The 16,821-nt window shown below is 62.0% G+C and carries 12 protein-coding genes; 6 read left to right on the plus strand and 6 right to left on the minus strand.

All coding sequences use genetic code 11. The annotated features are described in order from the left end of the window. The first annotated feature begins 115 nt into the window (after window positions 1-115). From AC26AR_RS02560 to AC26AR_RS02585, 6 genes are all read left to right on the plus strand, one after another. Window positions 116-2,950 (plus strand): 2-oxoglutarate dehydrogenase E1 component, encoded by a 2,835-nt coding sequence (locus AC26AR_RS02560; protein WP_077379225.1) that lies wholly within the window; start codon window positions 116-118, stop codon window positions 2,948-2,950. Between the two features lie 51 nt (window positions 2,951-3,001). Then, window positions 3,002-4,552 carry a 2-oxoglutarate dehydrogenase complex dihydrolipoyllysine-residue succinyltransferase gene (odhB, locus tag AC26AR_RS02565; RefSeq protein ID WP_077379227.1) on the plus strand — a complete coding sequence of 517 codons (1,551 nt, stop codon included), beginning with the start codon at window positions 3,002-3,004 and terminating at the stop codon, window positions 4,550-4,552. A 110-nt stretch (window positions 4,553-4,662) separates the two neighbouring features. Further along, window positions 4,663-6,102, plus strand: coding sequence for a dihydrolipoyl dehydrogenase (gene lpdA / locus AC26AR_RS02570; protein ID WP_077379229.1), 1,440 nt, complete (start codon window positions 4,663-4,665; stop codon window positions 6,100-6,102). Between the two features lie 108 nt (window positions 6,103-6,210). Next, the gene (gene sucC, locus AC26AR_RS02575) at window positions 6,211-7,377 is read left to right on the plus strand and encodes an ADP-forming succinate--CoA ligase subunit beta (protein ID WP_077379231.1); all 1,167 of its coding nucleotides are present in this window, start codon (window positions 6,211-6,213) and stop codon (window positions 7,375-7,377) included. Further along, window positions 7,377-8,249: a succinate--CoA ligase subunit alpha gene (gene sucD, locus AC26AR_RS02580; RefSeq protein ID WP_065392579.1), complete on the plus strand. Its 873-nt coding sequence runs from the start codon at window positions 7,377-7,379 to the stop codon at window positions 8,247-8,249. Before sucC ends, sucD begins: the two co-directional genes overlap by 1 nt. A gap of 281 nt (window positions 8,250-8,530) precedes the next feature. Further along, a complete protein-coding gene (locus tag AC26AR_RS02585; RefSeq protein ID WP_136939005.1) occupies window positions 8,531-9,073 on the plus strand; it encodes a DUF302 domain-containing protein in 543 nt (180 codons plus the stop codon). A 185-nt stretch (window positions 9,074-9,258) separates the two neighbouring features. Here the strand turns inward: AC26AR_RS02585 and glpQ are convergent, their stop codons facing one another. From glpQ to AC26AR_RS02615, 6 genes are all read right to left on the minus strand, one after another. Next, entirely contained in the window at window positions 9,259-10,404 is a 1,146-nt protein-coding gene (gene glpQ, locus AC26AR_RS02590) for a glycerophosphodiester phosphodiesterase (protein ID WP_205632712.1), read from the minus strand. Between the two features lie 142 nt (window positions 10,405-10,546). Continuing rightward, window positions 10,547-11,551, minus strand: coding sequence for a glucosaminyl phosphatidylglycerol flippase (gene gpgF / locus AC26AR_RS02595; RefSeq protein ID WP_488107505.1), 1,005 nt, complete (start codon window positions 11,549-11,551; stop codon window positions 10,547-10,549). A 63-nt stretch (window positions 11,552-11,614) separates the two neighbouring features. Then, on the minus strand, window positions 11,615-12,430 hold the full coding sequence (gene gpgD, locus AC26AR_RS02600; protein ID WP_176503038.1) for an N-acetylglucosaminyl phosphatidylglycerol deacetylase: 816 nt from the start codon (window positions 12,428-12,430) through the stop codon (window positions 11,615-11,617). Then, window positions 12,423-13,550 (minus strand): N-acetylglucosaminyl phosphatidylglycerol synthase, encoded by a 1,128-nt coding sequence (gene gpgS, locus AC26AR_RS02605; RefSeq protein WP_205700501.1) that lies wholly within the window; start codon window positions 13,548-13,550, stop codon window positions 12,423-12,425. The genes gpgD and gpgS overlap by 8 nt, the downstream gene beginning before the upstream one ends. A 630-nt stretch (window positions 13,551-14,180) precedes the next feature. Next, window positions 14,181-14,534, minus strand: a complete 354-nt coding sequence (locus AC26AR_RS02610; protein ID WP_191236583.1) for a hypothetical protein — start codon at window positions 14,532-14,534, stop codon at window positions 14,181-14,183. Window positions 14,535-14,806: 272 nt separating this feature from the next. Continuing rightward, the gene (locus AC26AR_RS02615) at window positions 14,807-16,753 is read right to left on the minus strand and encodes an exoribonuclease II (protein WP_136939002.1); all 1,947 of its coding nucleotides are present in this window, start codon (window positions 16,751-16,753) and stop codon (window positions 14,807-14,809) included. Between the last annotated feature and the right edge of the window lie 68 nt (window positions 16,754-16,821).

The raw sequence follows: 16,821 nt of genomic DNA on the forward strand, positions 1-16,821 counted from the left end.
AAGAAGACTCAGATGGTGAAGGCCTCCATGGTTTCGCCATACAGGGCATAATCGAGTGACGCCGACAGCGCTTGTCCGGCGCCTACCCCACCCCATCAGTCAGGGTGACCGAGAGATGCAAGAAGGCACAATGGAGTTGATGTGGCGCACTTCCCATATGAGCGGCGGGAATGTCCACTACGTAGAAGATCTCTACGAGCGTTATCTTGTCGACCCGAACGAGGTTCCCGACGAGTGGCGCAACTACTTTGATACTCTGCCGCGTCATGACGGCAGCCCCTCCCAGGATGTTCCGCTGACCCCGATCCGTGAGCAGTTCTACGAGATGGGTCGCAACAGTCGCCGCTCGGTGGCTGTCTCGGCGGGCGAGAGCAGCGAGAACAAGAAGCAGGTTCGTGTTCTTCAGCTGATCAACGCCTATCGCTTCCGTGGCCACCAGAAGGCGGACATCGATCCCCTCGGTCTGCGCAAGCCGGCACCGATTCCTGATCTTGAGCTTTCCTTCCACCAGCTGTCCTCCGCTGACATGGACGTCGAGTTCCAGACCGGCTCGCTGTTCCTCGGCAAGGACGTTGCACCGCTGAAGGAAATTCACGCCGCGCTGGAGCAGACCTACTGCCGCAGCATCGGCGCCGAGTTCATGCACATCGTCAATACGGAAGAGAAGCGCTGGCTGCAGCAGCGTTTCGAGTCCGTGCGTTCCAAGCCGAACTTCTCACGCGATGTCCGCCATCACGTGCTGGAACGTCTGACCGCCGCTGAAGGTCTCGAGAGCTACCTCGCCAGCAAGTACCCGGGGACCAAGCGCTTTGGTCTGGAAGGCGGCGAATCCTTCATTCCGATGATGGATGAGCTGATCCAGCGCAGTGGCAAGTACGGTACCAAGGAAGTCGTGATCGGCATGGCTCACCGTGGCCGCCTCAACCTGCTGGTCAATCTGCTGGGCAAGAGCCCGTCCGAGCTGATCGAGGAATTCGACGGCAAGAAGCAGATCGCCAAGGGTTCCGGTGACGTGAAGTACCACCAGGGCTTCAGCTCGAATGTCATGACACCGGGCGGCGAAGTCCACCTGGCACTGGCGTTCAACCCGTCGCACCTGGAGATCGTCTCTCCGGTGGTCGAGGGCTCGGTGCGTGCCCGTCAGGATCGTCGTGAAGACGCCGAGGGTGACAGCGTACTGCCGATTTCCATCCACGGTGACGCGGCATTCGCCGGTCAGGGCGTGGTGATGGAAACCTTCCAGATGTCGCAGACCCGTGCCTACAAGACGGGGGGTACCGTTCACGTCGTCATCAACAACCAGGTGGGCTTCACCACCTCGCGTGCCGATGACGCGCGTTCCACCGAATACTGCACCGACATCGCCAAGATGGTTCAGGCGCCGATCATCCACGTCAATGGTGACGACCCGGACGCCGTGCTGCACGCCGCCCAGGTCGCCATCGACTATCGCCAGCAGTTCAAGCGTGACGTGGTGATCGACCTCGTGTGCTACCGCAAGCGCGGTCACAACGAGGCGGACGAGCCGTCCGGCACCCAGCCGCTGATGTACGCCAAGATCAAGTCCCAGAAGACCGCTCGCGAGAAGTATGCGCAGCGTCTGGTCGAGGAAGGCGTGCTCAGCGAGGAAGAGACCCGGCAGCTGGTGGATCAGTACCGCGCGGATCTCGATGCTGGCAATCACGTCGCCAATGCCCTCGTGAAGCAGCCGAATACCGGTCTGTTCGTCGATTGGACGCCGTACCTGGGCCACGAGTGGACCGGCGATGCCGATACCTCGATGGACATGAAGCAGCTGCAGGCGCTCGCCAACAAGATGTGCGAAGTGCCGGACGGCGTCTCGGTCCAGCGTCAGGTCAACAAGATCTACGAAGACCGTCGCAAGATGGCCGCCGGCGGCATGCCGCTGAACTGGGGCTTCGCCGAGACGCTGGCCTACGCCACCCTGGTGGATGCCGACCATCCGGTACGCATCACTGGCCAGGACGTGGGTCGTGGCACCTTCTCCCACCGTCACGCGGTGGTGCACAACCAGAATGATGGCAATACCTACGTGCCGCTGCAGCACATCAAGGATGGTCAGGCGACCTTCACCATCCATGACTCCTACCTCTCCGAGGAAGCGGTGCTGGCCTTTGAATACGGCTACGCCACGACCATGCCGACGGCATTGGTGGTGTGGGAAGCCCAGTTCGGTGACTTCGCCAACGGTGCCCAAGTGGTGATGGACCAGTTCATCTCCTCCGGCGAGAGCAAGTGGGGCCGCCTGTGCGGTCTGACCATGCTGCTGCCGCACGGTTACGAAGGTCAGGGGCCGGAGCACAGCTCCGCGCGCCTCGAGCGCTATCTCCAGCTGTGTGCCGAGCACAACATGCAGGTGTGCATGCCGACCACGCCGGCGCAGATCTATCATCTGCTGCGTCGTCAGGTCATCCGCTCGCTGCGCAAGCCGCTGGTCGTGTTGTCGCCCAAGTCACTGCTGCGTCACAAGGAAGCGACTTCCACCCTCGACGAGCTGGCCGATGGCCGCTTCGAGATGGTGCTGGCCGACAAGGGCAATCTTGAAGCTTCCAAGGTCAAGCGCGTCGTGCTGTGTGCCGGCAAGGTCTATTACGACCTGGCAGGCTATCGCGCCGAGCAGGGCCGTGAAGACGTTGCCATCATCCGTGTCGAGCAGCTCTATCCCTTCCCGAAGGAAGAGCTCCAGGCCGCCATCGCCGACTACGAGAATCTCGAGCAGGTGATGTGGTGCCAGGAAGAGCCGCTCAACCAGGGTGCCTGGTATCAGAGTCAGCACCACATGCGTCAGGTCGCTGATCAGCATCGTCAGGGCCTCGGCATGAGCCTGGCCTTCGCCGGACGCCCGGCCTCTGCGGCGCCTGCCGCGGGCTACATGTCCGTTCATAACGAACAGCAGCGCCAGCTGGTCGACGACGCCTTCAACAAGTAAAGGCCCGCGACCCGCAAGGGCACCGAGAGAGAATCGAGTTAAGGAACTCCAATGGCTATCGATATCAAAGCGCCGTCTTTTCCGGAATCCGTCGCCGAAGGCACAGTGGCGACCTGGCACAAGCAGCCCGGTGACAGCGTCGAGCGCGACGAGCTGATCGTCGAGATCGAGACTGACAAGGTGGTGCTGGAAGTGGTGGCACCGCAGAACGGCACCCTGGGCGAGATCAAGGTCCAGGAAGGCGAGACCTGCGAGTCCGAGCAGGTACTGGGTACCATCGGTGACGCAGACGCCGCATCTTCCGACGAGAAGAAGCAGGCGCCCGCTGAAGGCAAGGACGACGCCAAGGCCGAGAGCAAGCCGGCCGCCGGTGGCGAAGGCGAGACGCTGGAAGTCAAGGCGCCGAGCTTCCCGGAATCCGTCGCGGAAGGCACTGTTGCCACCTGGCACAAGAAGGTCGGTGACGCCTGTGAGCGCGATGAGCTGATCGTCGAGATCGAGACTGACAAGGTCGTGCTGGAAGTCGTGGCTCCGGCAGATGGCGCCCTGAGCGAGATCAAGGTTCAGGAAGGCGAGACCTGCGAGACCGAAGCCGTGCTGGCACTGTTCAGCGCTGGTGCTTCCGGTGCCGCTGCTCCGGCCGCTGAGGAAAGCGACAGCAAGTCCGACGAAGGTCAGGACGAGAAGGTCGGTGACAAGATTCTCGCGCCGGCCGCTCGCAAGATGGTTGCCGAGCACGATCTGGACGTCAGCAAGCTGGTCGGTACCGGCAAGGGCGGTCGCGTGCTGAAGGAAGACGTGGCCAAGGCCGTCAAGGAAGGCACCGCAGCCAAGTCCGCTGCCAAGCCTGCTGCCGCACCGAAGGCCGCTGCACCGAAGGCCGCTCCGGCCTTCGAGGGCGAGCGTCCCGAGAAGCGCGTGCCGATGAGCCGCATGCGTCAGACCATCGCCAAGCGCCTGGTCAATGCCCAGCAGACCGCCGCCATGCTCACCACGTACAACGAAGTGGACATGAGTGCGGTGATGGAGCTGCGCAAGCAGTACAAGGACACCTTCCAGAAGGTGCACGACACCAAGCTCGGCTTCATGGGCTTCTTCGTCAAGGCGGCCACCGAAGCGCTCAAGCGCTTCCCGGACGTCAATGCCTCCATCGACGGCACCGACATCGTCTACCACGGTTACCAGGACATCGGCGTTGCCGTGTCGTCCGATCGTGGTCTGGTCGTGCCGGTCCTGCGTGATACCGACAGCATGAAGCTTGCCGATGTCGAAAAGACCATCGTCGACTTCGGTCAGCGCGCGCGCGCCGGCAAGCTGGGCATCGATGAGATGCAGGGCGGCACCTTCACCATCACCAACGGCGGCATCTTCGGTTCCCTGATGTCCACGCCGATCCTGAATCCGCCGCAGACCGCCATCCTGGGCATGCACAAGATCCAGGAGCGCCCGATGGCCGTGAACGGTCAGGTCGTCATCCGTCCGATGATGTATCTGGCGCTGTCCTACGACCACCGCATGATCGACGGCAAGGATGCAGTCCAGTTCCTCGTCGCCATCAAGGACCTGCTGGAAGATCCGGCTCGTTTCCTGCTCGACGTCTGAGACTGCAACGCCTCACGCCCGGGGCTTCCCCGGGCGTGTGCGGCCCCGATGGGTGACAGGTTGCCCATCGGGATGCCAATCCGAATCGAACTGCACCAACAGGAAGAGACATGGCCGATAAATTTGATGTAATCGTCATTGGCGCGGGCCCCGGTGGCTATGTGGCTGCCATCCGCGCGGCTCAGCTGGGTCTGAAGACTGCCTGCGTCGAGAAGTGGGTCAACAAGGAAGGCAAGACCGTCCACGGCGGCACCTGCCTGAACGTCGGCTGCATCCCGTCCAAGGCGCTGCTGGAAACCTCTCACAAGTTCGTCGAGGCACGTGACGAGTTCGCCGAGCTGGGCATCAAGGCCGATGGCGTCGAGATCGACGTGGCCAAGATGATCGAGCGCAAGGCGCAGATCGTGAAGAACCTGACCGGCGGCATTTCCGGTCTGTTCAAGGCCAATGGCGTGACCGCCCTGGAAGGTACCGGCAAGGTGCTGCCCAACAAGCAGGTCGAAGTCACCGGTCACGACGGCGAGAAGGCGACCTACGACGCCGAGAACATCGTCATCGCGTCCGGTTCCGTGCCGGTCGAGATTCCGCCGACGCCGCTGACCGAAGGTCTGATCGTCGATTCCACCGGCGCCCTCGAATTCACCGAGACGCCGAAGCGTCTGGGCGTCATCGGTGCCGGTGTCATCGGTCTCGAGCTGGGTAGCGTGTGGAGCCGTTGCGGTTCTGAAGTCACCGTGCTGGAAGCGGTCGACAGCTTCCTGCCGATGGTCGATGCCGCTGTCGCCAAGGAAGCCCAGAAGCTGCTCAAGAAGCAGGGTCTGGACATCAAGCTCGGCGCCCGTGTGACCGGTTCCGACATCAAGGACAGTGAAGTCGTCGTCAAGTACACCGACGCCAACGGCGAGCAGGAACAGACCTTCGACAAGGTCATCGTCGCGGTCGGCCGTCGTCCGTACACCCAGAGCTTGCTCGACAGCGATGTCGGCATCAATCTGGACGAGCGCGGCTTCATCCACGTCGATGACCAGTGCGCGACCAGCGTGCCGGGTGTCTACGCCATCGGTGACGTGGTACGTGGCCCGATGCTGGCCCACAAGGCCTCCGAAGAGGGCGTGATGGTTGCCGACATCATCGCCGGCCACAAGGCCGAGATGAACTACGACGCCATCCCGAGCATCATCTACACCTTCCCGGAAGTTGCTTGGGTCGGCAAGACCGAGCAGCAGGCCAAGGCCGAAGGCATTGAAGTCAAGACCGGCAGCTTCCCGTTCGCGGCAAGCGGTCGTGCCATGGCCAACAATGCCACTGAAGGTCTGGCCAAGATCATTGCCGACGCTGAGACTGATCGCGTCCTGGGTGTTCACATCATCGGCCAGCATGCCGGTGAGCTGATCGCTCAAGGCGTGACGGCCCTCGAGTTCGGCGCCAGCGCCGAAGACCTCGCGCTGATCTGCACGGCTCACCCGACACTGTCGGAAGCCGTACACGAAGCCGCGCTGGCCGTTGACGGGCATGCGATTCACATCGCAAACCGCAAGAAGCGCAAGTAAGCGTCCTTCCGAACAAGAGGCGCGTCGCCCCGGCCAGGCCGGGGCGAACGGTGGCAGCCGCATCTCGCGACTGCCGTTCGAGTCTAATGCAACCAATGGCATGACACGATGAACCTTCACGAGTATCAGGCAAAACAACTGTTTGCCGACTATGGCCTGCCGGTGTCCAAGGGCTTCGCCGTTGACACCCCGGAAGACGCTGCTGAAGCGTGCAAGAAGATTGGCGGCGACAAGTGGGTCGTCAAGGCACAGGTCCACGCAGGTGGCCGCGGCAAGGCCGGCGGCGTCAAGCTGGTCGAGAGCGCACAAGCCGCTTCCGACTTCGCTTCCCAGTGGCTGGGCAAGAACCTGGTGACCTACCAGACTGACGCGAATGGTCAGCCGGTCACCAAGATTCTCGTCGAGAACTGCACCGACATCGCCGAAGAACTGTACCTGGGTGCCGTCGTCGACCGTACCACTCGTCGCATCGTCTTCATGGCTTCCACCGAAGGCGGCGTGGAAATCGAGAAGGTTGCCGAAGAGACACCGGAAAAGATCCTGAAAGCCGAGATCGATCCGCTGGTCGGCGCTCAGCCGTACCAGGCGCGTGAACTGGCCTTCAAGCTGGGTCTGAACCCGACCCAGATCAAGCAGTTCACCAAGATCTTCCTGGGTCTGGCGAAGATGTTCGCCGACAAGGATTTCGCGCTGCTGGAAATCAACCCGCTGGTCATCACCGACGAAGGCAACCTCCACTGCCTCGACGGCAAGATCAACATCGATGCCAACGCCGTCTACCGTCACCCGGACCTGCAGGCGATGCACGATCCGTCTCAGGAAGACGAGCGTGAAGCGCATGCTGCCAAGTTCGAACTGAACTACGTTGCCCTCGACGGCAACATCGGCTGCATGGTCAACGGCGCAGGCCTGGCGATGGGCACCATGGACATCGTCAACCTGTCTGGCGGCAAGCCGGCCAACTTCCTCGACGTGGGTGGCGGTGCTACCAAGGAACGCGTTGCAGAAGCGTTCAAGATCATCCTGTCCGACGACAACGTCAAGGCTGTTCTGGTGAACATCTTCGGCGGCATCGTGCGTTGCGACATGATCGCCGAAGGCATCATCGGTGCCGTCGAGCAGGTCGGTGTCAACGTGCCGGTCGTGGTGCGTCTGGAAGGCAACAACGCCGAACTCGGCGCCAAGAAGCTGGCCGAAAGCGGTCTGAACATCATCGCTGCTACCAGCCTGACTGACGCGGCGCAGCAGGTTGTCAAAGCTGCGGAGGGCAAGTAATGAGCATTTTGATCGACAAGAACACCAAGGTGATCTGCCAGGGCTTCACTGGCGGCCAGGGTACCTTCCACTCTGAACAAGCCATCGCCTACGGCACCAAGATGGTCGGTGGCGTGACGCCGGGCAAGGGTGGTCAGACTCACCTGGGCCTGCCGGTGTTCAACACCGTCGCGGAAGCCGTTGCCGAGACTGGCGCTGAAGCGTCCGTCATCTACGTGCCGGCACCGTTCTGCAAGGATTCCATCCTTGAAGCGGCCAATGCAGGCATCAAGCTGATCGTCTGCATCACCGAAGGCGTGCCGACTCTCGACATGCTGGAAGTCAAGGTCAAGTGCGACGAGCTGGGCGCGCGTCTGATCGGTCCGAACTGCCCGGGTGTCATCACTCCGGGTGAGTGCAAGATCGGCATCATGCCGGGTCACATCCACCAGCCGGGCAAGGTCGGTATCGTGTCTCGTTCAGGCACCCTGACCTATGAAGCCGTCAAGCAGACCACTGACCACGGTTTCGGTCAGTCCAGCTGTGTCGGTATCGGTGGCGACCCGATCCCGGGTTCCAACTTCATCGACATCCTCGAGCTGTTCGAGAAGGACCCGAAGACCGAAGCCATCGTCATGATCGGCGAGATCGGCGGTTCCGCTGAAGAAGAAGCGGCTGCCTACATCAAGGCGAACGTCACCAAGCCGGTCGTCTCCTACATCGCTGGTGTGACTGCGCCTCCGGGCAAGCGCATGGGCCATGCAGGCGCCATCATCTCCGGCGGCAAGGGTACTGCTGACGAGAAGTTCGCGGCTCTGGAAGAAGCTGGCGTCAAGACTGTGCGTTCACTCGCAGAGATCGGCGATGCCATCAAGGAAGTCACTGGCTGGTAAGCCTGTGATCTCCTGACAGCGCTCGGCGGCAACGCTGAGCGCATGTCACCGAAAGGGCAGACCCACCGGGTCTGCCCTTTTTTCATGTCTGTCATTCGGTGAGGGAGTCATTGTCGGGAGCGATATCTCATGAAAATGCGCATCGCATCGCCTTCGCCACCCCAGACGGCAGGTGCGTTTGGATCAAGCAATTGCTAATCTGATGAGGTTCATTGGCACCTGACCAAGCGACACGTGCAGATGCCCCACGGCGAAACACGACTCACTGATGAGGATGTTCCATGCTCAAGACCTTCCCCGCTGTCACGCGTTCCGCCCGCCTGCTGGCGCTGCTGTCTCTGCCGTTGGTTACCGGCATTCCGCTGATGGCCAGTGCAGATTCCGGCGCGGCGGCAGCGTCCGCTCCTGAAGCCTCGGCGAGCATGCAGGTGCCTGCCAAGGGCATCGAGTCCGTGACCAGTCGTGAGGATGTCGCCACCGTCCAGGCGCGTCTGGAGAAGGCGCTCGAGGCCAAGGGGCTGACGCTGTTCAGCGTCATCGAGCATGAGGCGGGTGCCGAGAAGGTGGGGATGGAGCTTCCTGCCACGCATACCGTCATCTTCGGCAACCCCAAGGTCGGCACCCTGTTGATGCAGTGCAATGGTTCGGCTGCGCTGGATCTCCCGCAGAAGATGCTGATCCGTGCCGTGGAAGGGGGCAGCGTGATCGAGTGGAATGATCCGCAGTATCTGGCCAATCGTCATGATCTGGATGACTGCAAGCTGCCGCTGGACAAGATCGGTGGGCTGCTCAAGGGCCTGGCGGCCGAGGCAGCGGGGCAATGAGACGTGAAGACGCCATGTTTCAGCGCTGATCCTCCCAGTCTGGACGACACTGACACGAGCACTGATATCAGACACTGACATCCGTTTCTGACATTGCGCAGGACGAAAAAAGCCGGACTCCCTGAGGAGTCCGGCTTTTTCATGTGTCACCGCTCGCTTTTCTGCAAGCCGTCCTGGCGTGAGTCCTACAGGGCTTCGCCGTTGTGCTTGAGCCACTGTACCGCGCGGTCCGGGTAGTCCGTGAAGACGCCATCGACATCGGCGTCGACGAAGAACACGCGCAGCATGTCATCATAATCGCTGGCCCAGTCAGGGATGCGACCCTCATCAAGCCGGAAGGTATAGGGCATCACGATCAGGCCTGCCGCATGCGCTTCCTTGACCAGCGGCGTGACCTTGATGTCGTCCCGGGTCGAGCTGTCCTCGATCACCATCGGCTTCCACGGGCCGATGCCATCGGCATAGCCGGCAATCCGCTGCATGGCCCCATCCTGGTACATCCAGTCATAGCTGTAGGGCTCGAGCTTGCCATCCGAGCCCGGCTGGAAGGTCATGTCCCAGCTGGTCTCGCCCATCAGCTGCACCAGTCGCAGGTCCATGCCCAGCTCGGGCTGCAGCGTGTCGTGGATGCGTTCGAGTCCATTGGGATCAAAGACCTGCACGATGGCATTGTCGTCATGGTCCACATAGCCGTACTGCTTGAGCGTCTCGAGGACGGCTCTGGAGATTTCCTTGCCCTCGGACTGATGGAACCAGGGGGCCTTGATCTCGACATACAGGCCGACATCACGGCCCGTGGAGTGATTCAGGCCCTGAATCATCTCGATCTCCTCGCTCAGCGTATGCAGACCGAAGTGGGACTTGCCCAGCGGGAAGCGCTCGGGGTAATCCGTGACACGCTCGCCATCCTTGACGGTGAAGCCCTCGCTGAAGGCCAGCTTGCGCAGCTCATCCAGGGTGAAGTCGATGGCATAGTAGCGGCCATCCTCACGAGCGCGGTCCGGGAAGACATCGGCGACATTGGTCACGCGATCCAGAAAGCGATCATGCAGCACCACCAGCTGATCATCCTTGCTCATCACCACGTCCTGCTCAAGGAAGTCGGCACCCTGGGCATAGGCCATCGACTTGGCGGCCAGCGTGTGCTCGGGCAGGTAGCCCGAGGCACCACGGTGAGCCACGACGACCTTGTCGGTGCCATGGCCGGGGTCGATGCTGCGCAGCGTCGCGTCATCGGCGAGGGCAGTGGAGGCCGTGGTCACAAGCAATGCGCCCATCACGCCAAGACGCGTGAGTGAGCGGTGAGTCAGGAAATGAGGGGAGCCGGACATGTAGGATCACCTTGGATGTGGTTATTGTATGGACGTTCAACATCGAATCATTACCATAACAAACACTTATCCAAATGGCGATGAGCAATGGAAATGAATGATGATGCGCTGGAGCTGTCCGGCAGAGGTGGGTCGCTGGGGGTCAGGCCGAGGGCGAGCGACGATTGAGCAGGCGGGCCAGCATGCCGCGTCCCGCCATCACGAAGAACACCGGGGCACCGGCGATCAGGTAGAAATAGAAGGTGACGGCGCGCCAGATGACGACGGCGGCAGCGGCGGTGGAGGCGCCGATGACAGGTCCCAGCAGTGCCGTGGACGAGAGTTCGGCACCGCCTGCACCACCGGGCAGCAGCGTCAGTTGCCCGGCGGCGAGCGAGAGCATCTGCACGATGAAGGTCCAGCTCCAGTCGATGTCGCGCCCAAGTCCCGCGACGGCCAGATAGAGGATGGAATAGCGCAAGAGCCAATGGGCGCAGCACAGCAGAAAGATCAGGCTCAACGTCAGGCGAGGCAGGGCGAGCGTCTCGATCAGTGCATGGCGGAAATGGATCAAGGCACGCGCCAGTCTGAGGCGCGAACGATGGCGTACCTTGAGCCAGCGCAGCAGGCGGCCACTGGCCTTGATCAATCGTCGATGATGCTTGCCGAGCGCCGCCAGCAGGCCGAAGCCGATGATCAGCAGCAGCGCCGGCACGGCCAGCATCCAGCCCAGGCGTAGATCGATGGTATGCGACAGTGCGTAGAGCCCGATGCTGGCGAGCGCCGAGAGAAAGAACAGCATGTCGGTCATCTGGTCGACGGCAAACACCGCCGAGGCGTGTGCCGGGCGTACCCCCTGACGTGCCAGCAGCCCCATGAGAGTGAACGGGCCGCCACTGCCACCCGGCGTGGCGCTGATGGCGAACTCGGTGGCCATCACCATGCCCAGTGCACGCCGCTGTCCGAGGTGGCCGCCACGCCCGGCCAGCAGCAGGCGCAGGCGTCCGGCATTCAGGTTCCAGCACATCACGATCATGCCCAGCATCAGCGCGAAGGTCTCGAGGGGGAACTGGCGCAGCTGGCTCCCCAGCCCACTGCCGCCCAGCACCAGCGGCACGGCGATGACCAGCACCAGGCCGGCTCCCAGCATCCACAGGGCGCGATTCATGGTGGATTCTCGTGTTCAGGCGATGGGTGGCAGGGCATGGTGCCCAGGGCATGCTGCGGGAACTCAGGCAGCACTGTCGGCATTCCGTCGATCGGCGGTGAGCAGCCCCTTGTGTGTCAGCCAATCGATCTTGGTCATCGGCAGGTAGCCATCATCCAGCAACCGTGTGACAAGTCGTGCCCAGTAGTCTCGCGAGCCCGTGTGGCGCATGTCGACCGGATGCAGTCCGAGGCGCAGGACATCGGCGTCACGCTCACGCGCCATCTTGCGTTCCGTGACCCAGCGGGACATGGCGCGCCGCGGCGCGGAGCGCGCGCTCCACACCAGTCCCGGAGCATCGATGGGGGTGAAGTCCGGCAGGCGATAGAGGTGCTGAGGGTCGCTGGTGTATTGGAAGTCCAATGCCTGCAGGGCGCGCCGTGTGCCGTCACTCATCAACCAGGCCGGTGCCACGAAGCCCGACAGCGGCCAGCCGAGCCGCTTGAACAGGGCAGCGCCTTCCTGAAGACGCCGTCTGGCTTCGCTCTCATCGAGGGGGTAGAACTCGCCTTCCCAGGTCAGTACGCGGCGCATCACGTAATCGCGTGGCGTGCGGGGCGGCGGCGCATCATCGCAATGATGAAAACCATGCAGCGCCAGTTCATCGCCCTGCTGTCTGCGGGCCTCCAGCAGGGCAATGAATTCGGGAGCACTCTCGAGAGGGTTGCGATGGTGGAAGTCCGGCACCACCAGCCAGGTGATCGGGCAGGGATGGCCAAGTCGCTCCTGACACAGCTCATCCATCTGATTGACGAAGTCGCGATAGTCCTGCCAGGTCTCGGGAGCGATGTCGTGGAGGACCAGCAGGAAATGCTTTCTGGCGGCTGGAGACTCACCCATGTGTCACCTCTTCCAGTATCGGTTGCAGCTGAGTGCCGGTGACGGCGCGATAGTGATCGAGCAGTCCATCCACCACGCGGTCCCAGTCGTGGTGCTTCTCCACATGACGACGCGCCTGGCGACCCAGGGCCGCCGGGTCATTGGCGAAGATGTCCTGAACGGCACGCGCCATGGCATGCGGTGCATGAGGATCACACAGTTGGCCACAGCCCAGCGGAACATTTTCCGCCAGCGCACCGGCGCGAGCGGCCACCACTGGCGTGCCGCAGGCCATGGCTTCCAGCACGACCAGACCGAAGGTCTCCTGTGTGCCGGCATGCAACAGCACATCGACGGAGGCGACCAGTCGTGCCACCTCCGCGCTGCTGCAGAAATGGCCGGTGACACTGACATTGTCCGGCAGGTGGCGAGGCATCCCGGAGCCGATCAACAGCAGATGGTAATTCGGGCCAAGCAGACGGGCGACTTCCAGCAGCTCGTCGAGATTCTTCTCGCGTGAACCGCGGCCGGCGAAGGCCAGCAGTCGCACGTGATCCGCCAGGCCAAGTTCACGTCGCAGGTCCTGATCCCGGCAATCGGGGTGGAAGGTGTTCAGATCGACGCCCAGTGGCTGGATGTGGACATTGCGTACCCCGAGTCGATCCAGTCGCCTCGCCATCACGTCACTGGGTGCCAGCACGCGATCGAAATGGCGATAGAGGCGCTGCACATAGCGATCGACATTGGCCCCCGACCACTCGCCGAGACGGTTGGTGATCAGACGTGGCAGATCCGAGTGATAGAAGCCGATCACCGGGACATCCAGCTTGCGGCCTGCATCCAATGCCGCCCAGGCGGTGACGTAGGGGTCACCCGCCTCGATCACGTCCGGCTGCAGTGCCAGCAGGGTGCTGACCCAGCCTCCACGCCTCAGCGGGAAGCGGTAGCCATTGCCGAAGGGTATCGGGGGTGCCGGGACGTGATAGAGGTCATCGCTGACACTGGAGGACTCTCCGGGAACCAGCAGGCTGTGACGAATGCCTGGTCGGCTTCGTAGGCGTCGTCGCTTGGCTTCCAGATAGGTTCTCACGCCGCCGCTGGACGGCGCATGAAACATCGTCATGTCTGCAACGTGGAGCATCTATTTGATTCCGTTGTGTTTTCTGGCAGACAGCGCCGAAAGGTCAATTCTTGTGCCCAGTCTGAGTCTGCTATTGATCTGGGGGGGAGAGGGGTGGGCTTCAAGTAGGCTTTTGGGAACGCGGAAGTCATGTTGCGCAACTGGCTCTGCTTTCCGGTCGCTGGCTACCCCCTGCACTCAAGAGTGACACGCCAACCCTACGCCACGGATGGCGTGACCCATGTGACAGCGGTCGGAGGATTTTGTGCGATGCCAGCCGAGGAGGCGTCATGCTGGCACTCCAGCAGCGAATGCGTTCGCGGACACAACACGGTTGCGGCGTTGGTGAGCCGCGGTGCAGACAGAACGTGATGCGGGGGGAGTGATTCAGGGGAGTGATGCGGGTAGGGGACTCAGGGGACTGATGCGGGAAGGACGTGATACTGGAAGAAAGTGATCAAGGGAGATAGTGAAAAAGGGAGAGAGTGAAAAAGGGAGAAGCGACGGGACACCTGGCCATGCCATGGCAAAAAAAATCCCACCCGGGCAGCCGGATGGGAAAGTTGCGTGCACTACAGGAATTCAGGGGATACGCGGATGGATTCCCGAGGCCTTCTCAGACGCGGACTACGCCTGGGAGTGCCTCAGGACTCATGAGAATGATTGAGCGGACAGGGAGGACATCGTCTGGCCCAGCTCTTGGGAGAAGGCGGCTTCGGGCTCGGCGGGACGTTGACTGGCGAGCAACACGAGGCTCAGCAGCATGCCGGCTGCGAGCAGCAGGCGATTGCGTGTCCGGCGGCGGTCCCGCTCCAGCAGCATGGCCACATGCTCCATCGCCTCCTGCTGGATCTCACGCTGTCGCTGTGGCGTGACCGCGTCACGCGAGTGGCCATCTGACGGCTGATCGGTAACACGTGCCAGGACCATGGCCGGCTGGCGCACGATGGCGGCGTGTTCTGCAGCATGACGCTGTGAGGCAGCAGGCGAGCGATGGAATTTCATGGGAGGTCCTCTCACGGCAAGTGGCAGCATGGACAGATGGCAATGACTGACTCGGTACTTGACTCAATCAACGTTGGCGCGAGGAGTGTGGATGCCTCGTGTCTCGATGAAATGAGTGTAACGTGATTTTCTGTTTCACAAAATTACAATTTATCACGATGCGATCACGCTTTGAATACGTTACGTTGCAGCGACGAAAACGCCCCGGGCGCAGAGCGCTCCGGGGCGTGGGGTACCGCCATCCTGTCAGACGGCGGTGAGCAGGTCGCGGCTTATTCGGCCGGACGACCCACCAGTGAACGACGTTCTTCACGGGCTTCGGTCAAGGAGACCTTGATGATGTCGCCCAATGAGTAACGCAGCTCGTCTTCGATGCGCACACGGCCTTCCTTGTCATCGATCGCGACCTTCTTGCGATCAGTGTGGATCAGCGGTGCCGGAATGAAGACGCTGGCGCCATTCTCTTCCAGGCGCACACGCATGCCACCGCGGCGGATGTCGATGATCTCGCCAGTGAAGACCTGCTGCTCTTCGGCGGCCTTGGTCAGGTAACGCACGTAGAGCCAGTCCTTGACGTCGCGCTCAGCCATGCGGTTGAGACGACGACGTTCACTGAGGTGTTCGGTCAGCTGCTCGGTGGCTTCGGCCGGAGCATCCTGACCCAGAATCACGCGCTTGATCAGGCGATGGTTGACCATGTCGCCGTACTTGCGGATCGGTGAAGTCCAGGTGGCATAGGCCTCGAGACCCAGACCGAAATGCGGGCCCGGCTGGGCAGACATCACGGTGTAGCCCTGGAAGCGACGCATGCGCACGTCCAGCCAGGTATCCTCGCGGCTGTCCAGCTCCTGGCGCAGCAGGCGATAGCCTTCCAGGCTGCCCAGCTGTTCCGGCGTCGCGGTGATCTCCTGGGTGGCCAGGAATTCGATGGTGTCGTCGTACTTCTCCGGTGCAAAGCCCTGGTGCACGTTGAAGATGCCGTGACCGATGTGCTTGGAGAGCAGACGGGCGCAGCTCAGGTTCGCGGTGATCATGGATTCTTCGATCATGCGATTGCTGATGCGGCGATGGTCGGCACGCACGTTGAGCACGTTGCCTTCCTCATCCAGCTCGAATTCGAAGTCCGGACGCTCGCGGAAGATCTGGGAGTTGCGTGCACGCCAGGCGATACGCGCCTGAGTGAAGGCTTCCAGCTGACGCAGGCCTTCGGCCAGCTCCTCGGTTTCCGGCTTCCAGCTGCCTTCCTGGCCTTCGATCCAGTCAGAGACGTTGTCGTAGGTCAGGCGGTGATGCGAGCGCATGGTGGCCGCGAAGAACTTCGGCTCACCGATCACGCCGTCGGTGTCGATGTCGACGATGCACATCAGCGTCGGACGGTCTTCACCTTCCTTCAGCGAGCACAGGTCATCGGCCAGGATTTCCGGCAGCATGGTGACGTTCTGGCTCGGCAGGTAGACGGTGAAGGAGCGCGTGCGCGCCTCTTCGTCCACGCGGCTGCCTTCCGGCACATAGGCGGTCGGGTCAGCGATGGCGATGCTCAGGGTCCAGCCGCCTTCCGGGCGCTCGACGATGTGCAGGGCGTCATCCATGTCGCGAGTCTTCTCACCATCGATGGTGAAGAAGGGCACATGAGTCATGTCTTCGCGGGTCAGACCTTCCTCCAGCAGCGGCCAGTCGTTGCCGCCCTCCGGAGAGGCCTGTTCCAGCGCGTGACGCGCCAGGGTGACACGCCACGGCACGCGCGGGTTGTCCACCTCGGCGATGACTTCCTCGATCTGGGCGAAGAAGCTGCGGTCATCCTTGCGCATCGGGTGACGCAGCAGACGAGCCACGACCCAGTCGCCATCATTGAGGCTTTCCTCATTGATGCCACGCTTCACGCGCGCTTTCATGCGCGTGTTGATGGACGGGTGATCCGGCATCACGTTGAGGCGACCGTCACGCTTGCCGACACGAGCGACGAAGCGGTCGACACCCGTCTCGATCAGCACTTCCGGCTGTACGGATTTCTTCTCGCCTTCGACCTTGACGGTCGCTTCGACGGTATCACCGTGCAGCACCTGCTTCATGGCGGGCGGCGGCACGAAATACGACTCGCCATCCTCGCACTCGAGGAAGCCGAAGCCCTTGTCGGTGCCTTTGATCACCCCCGTGACACGGGGAATTTCCTGGCGGATTTGATCTTTCAGCTGCGCCAGCAGCGAATTGTTCTGCAGCATTTCGGAAGTTCTGTTGGCGGGGTCAGTGGCTCACTATACGGACATGACGCATGGGGGGAAAGCGGCCA

The sequence above is a fragment of the Cobetia sp. PS-4MA genome (assembly GCF_057670765.1).

Excerpts from the sequence above, each read along its gene's own strand:
- AC26AR_RS02560 (WP_077379225.1), top strand. The coding sequence starts at position 116 with ATGCAAGAAGGCACAATGGAGTTGATGTGGCGCACTTCCCATATGAGC.
- odhB (WP_077379227.1), top strand. The coding sequence starts at position 3,002 with ATGGCTATCGATATCAAAGCGCCGTCTTTTCCGGAATCCGTCGCCGAA.
- lpdA (WP_077379229.1), top strand. The coding sequence starts at position 4,663 with ATGGCCGATAAATTTGATGTAATCGTCATTGGCGCGGGCCCCGGTGGC.
- sucC (WP_077379231.1), top strand. The coding sequence starts at position 6,211 with ATGAACCTTCACGAGTATCAGGCAAAACAACTGTTTGCCGACTATGGC.
- sucD (WP_065392579.1), top strand. The coding sequence starts at position 7,377 with ATGAGCATTTTGATCGACAAGAACACCAAGGTGATCTGCCAGGGCTTC.
- AC26AR_RS02585 (WP_136939005.1), top strand. The coding sequence starts at position 8,531 with ATGCTCAAGACCTTCCCCGCTGTCACGCGTTCCGCCCGCCTGCTGGCG.
- glpQ (WP_205632712.1), bottom strand. The coding sequence starts at position 10,404 with ATGTCCGGCTCCCCTCATTTCCTGACTCACCGCTCACTCACGCGTCTT.
- gpgF (WP_488107505.1), bottom strand. The coding sequence starts at position 11,551 with ATGAATCGCGCCCTGTGGATGCTGGGAGCCGGCCTGGTGCTGGTCATC.
- gpgD (WP_176503038.1), bottom strand. The coding sequence starts at position 12,430 with ATGGGTGAGTCTCCAGCCGCCAGAAAGCATTTCCTGCTGGTCCTCCAC.
- gpgS (WP_205700501.1), bottom strand. The coding sequence starts at position 13,550 with ATGCTCCACGTTGCAGACATGACGATGTTTCATGCGCCGTCCAGCGGC.
- AC26AR_RS02610 (WP_191236583.1), bottom strand. The coding sequence starts at position 14,534 with ATGAAATTCCATCGCTCGCCTGCTGCCTCACAGCGTCATGCTGCAGAA.
- AC26AR_RS02615 (WP_136939002.1), bottom strand. The coding sequence starts at position 16,753 with ATGCTGCAGAACAATTCGCTGCTGGCGCAGCTGAAAGATCAAATCCGC.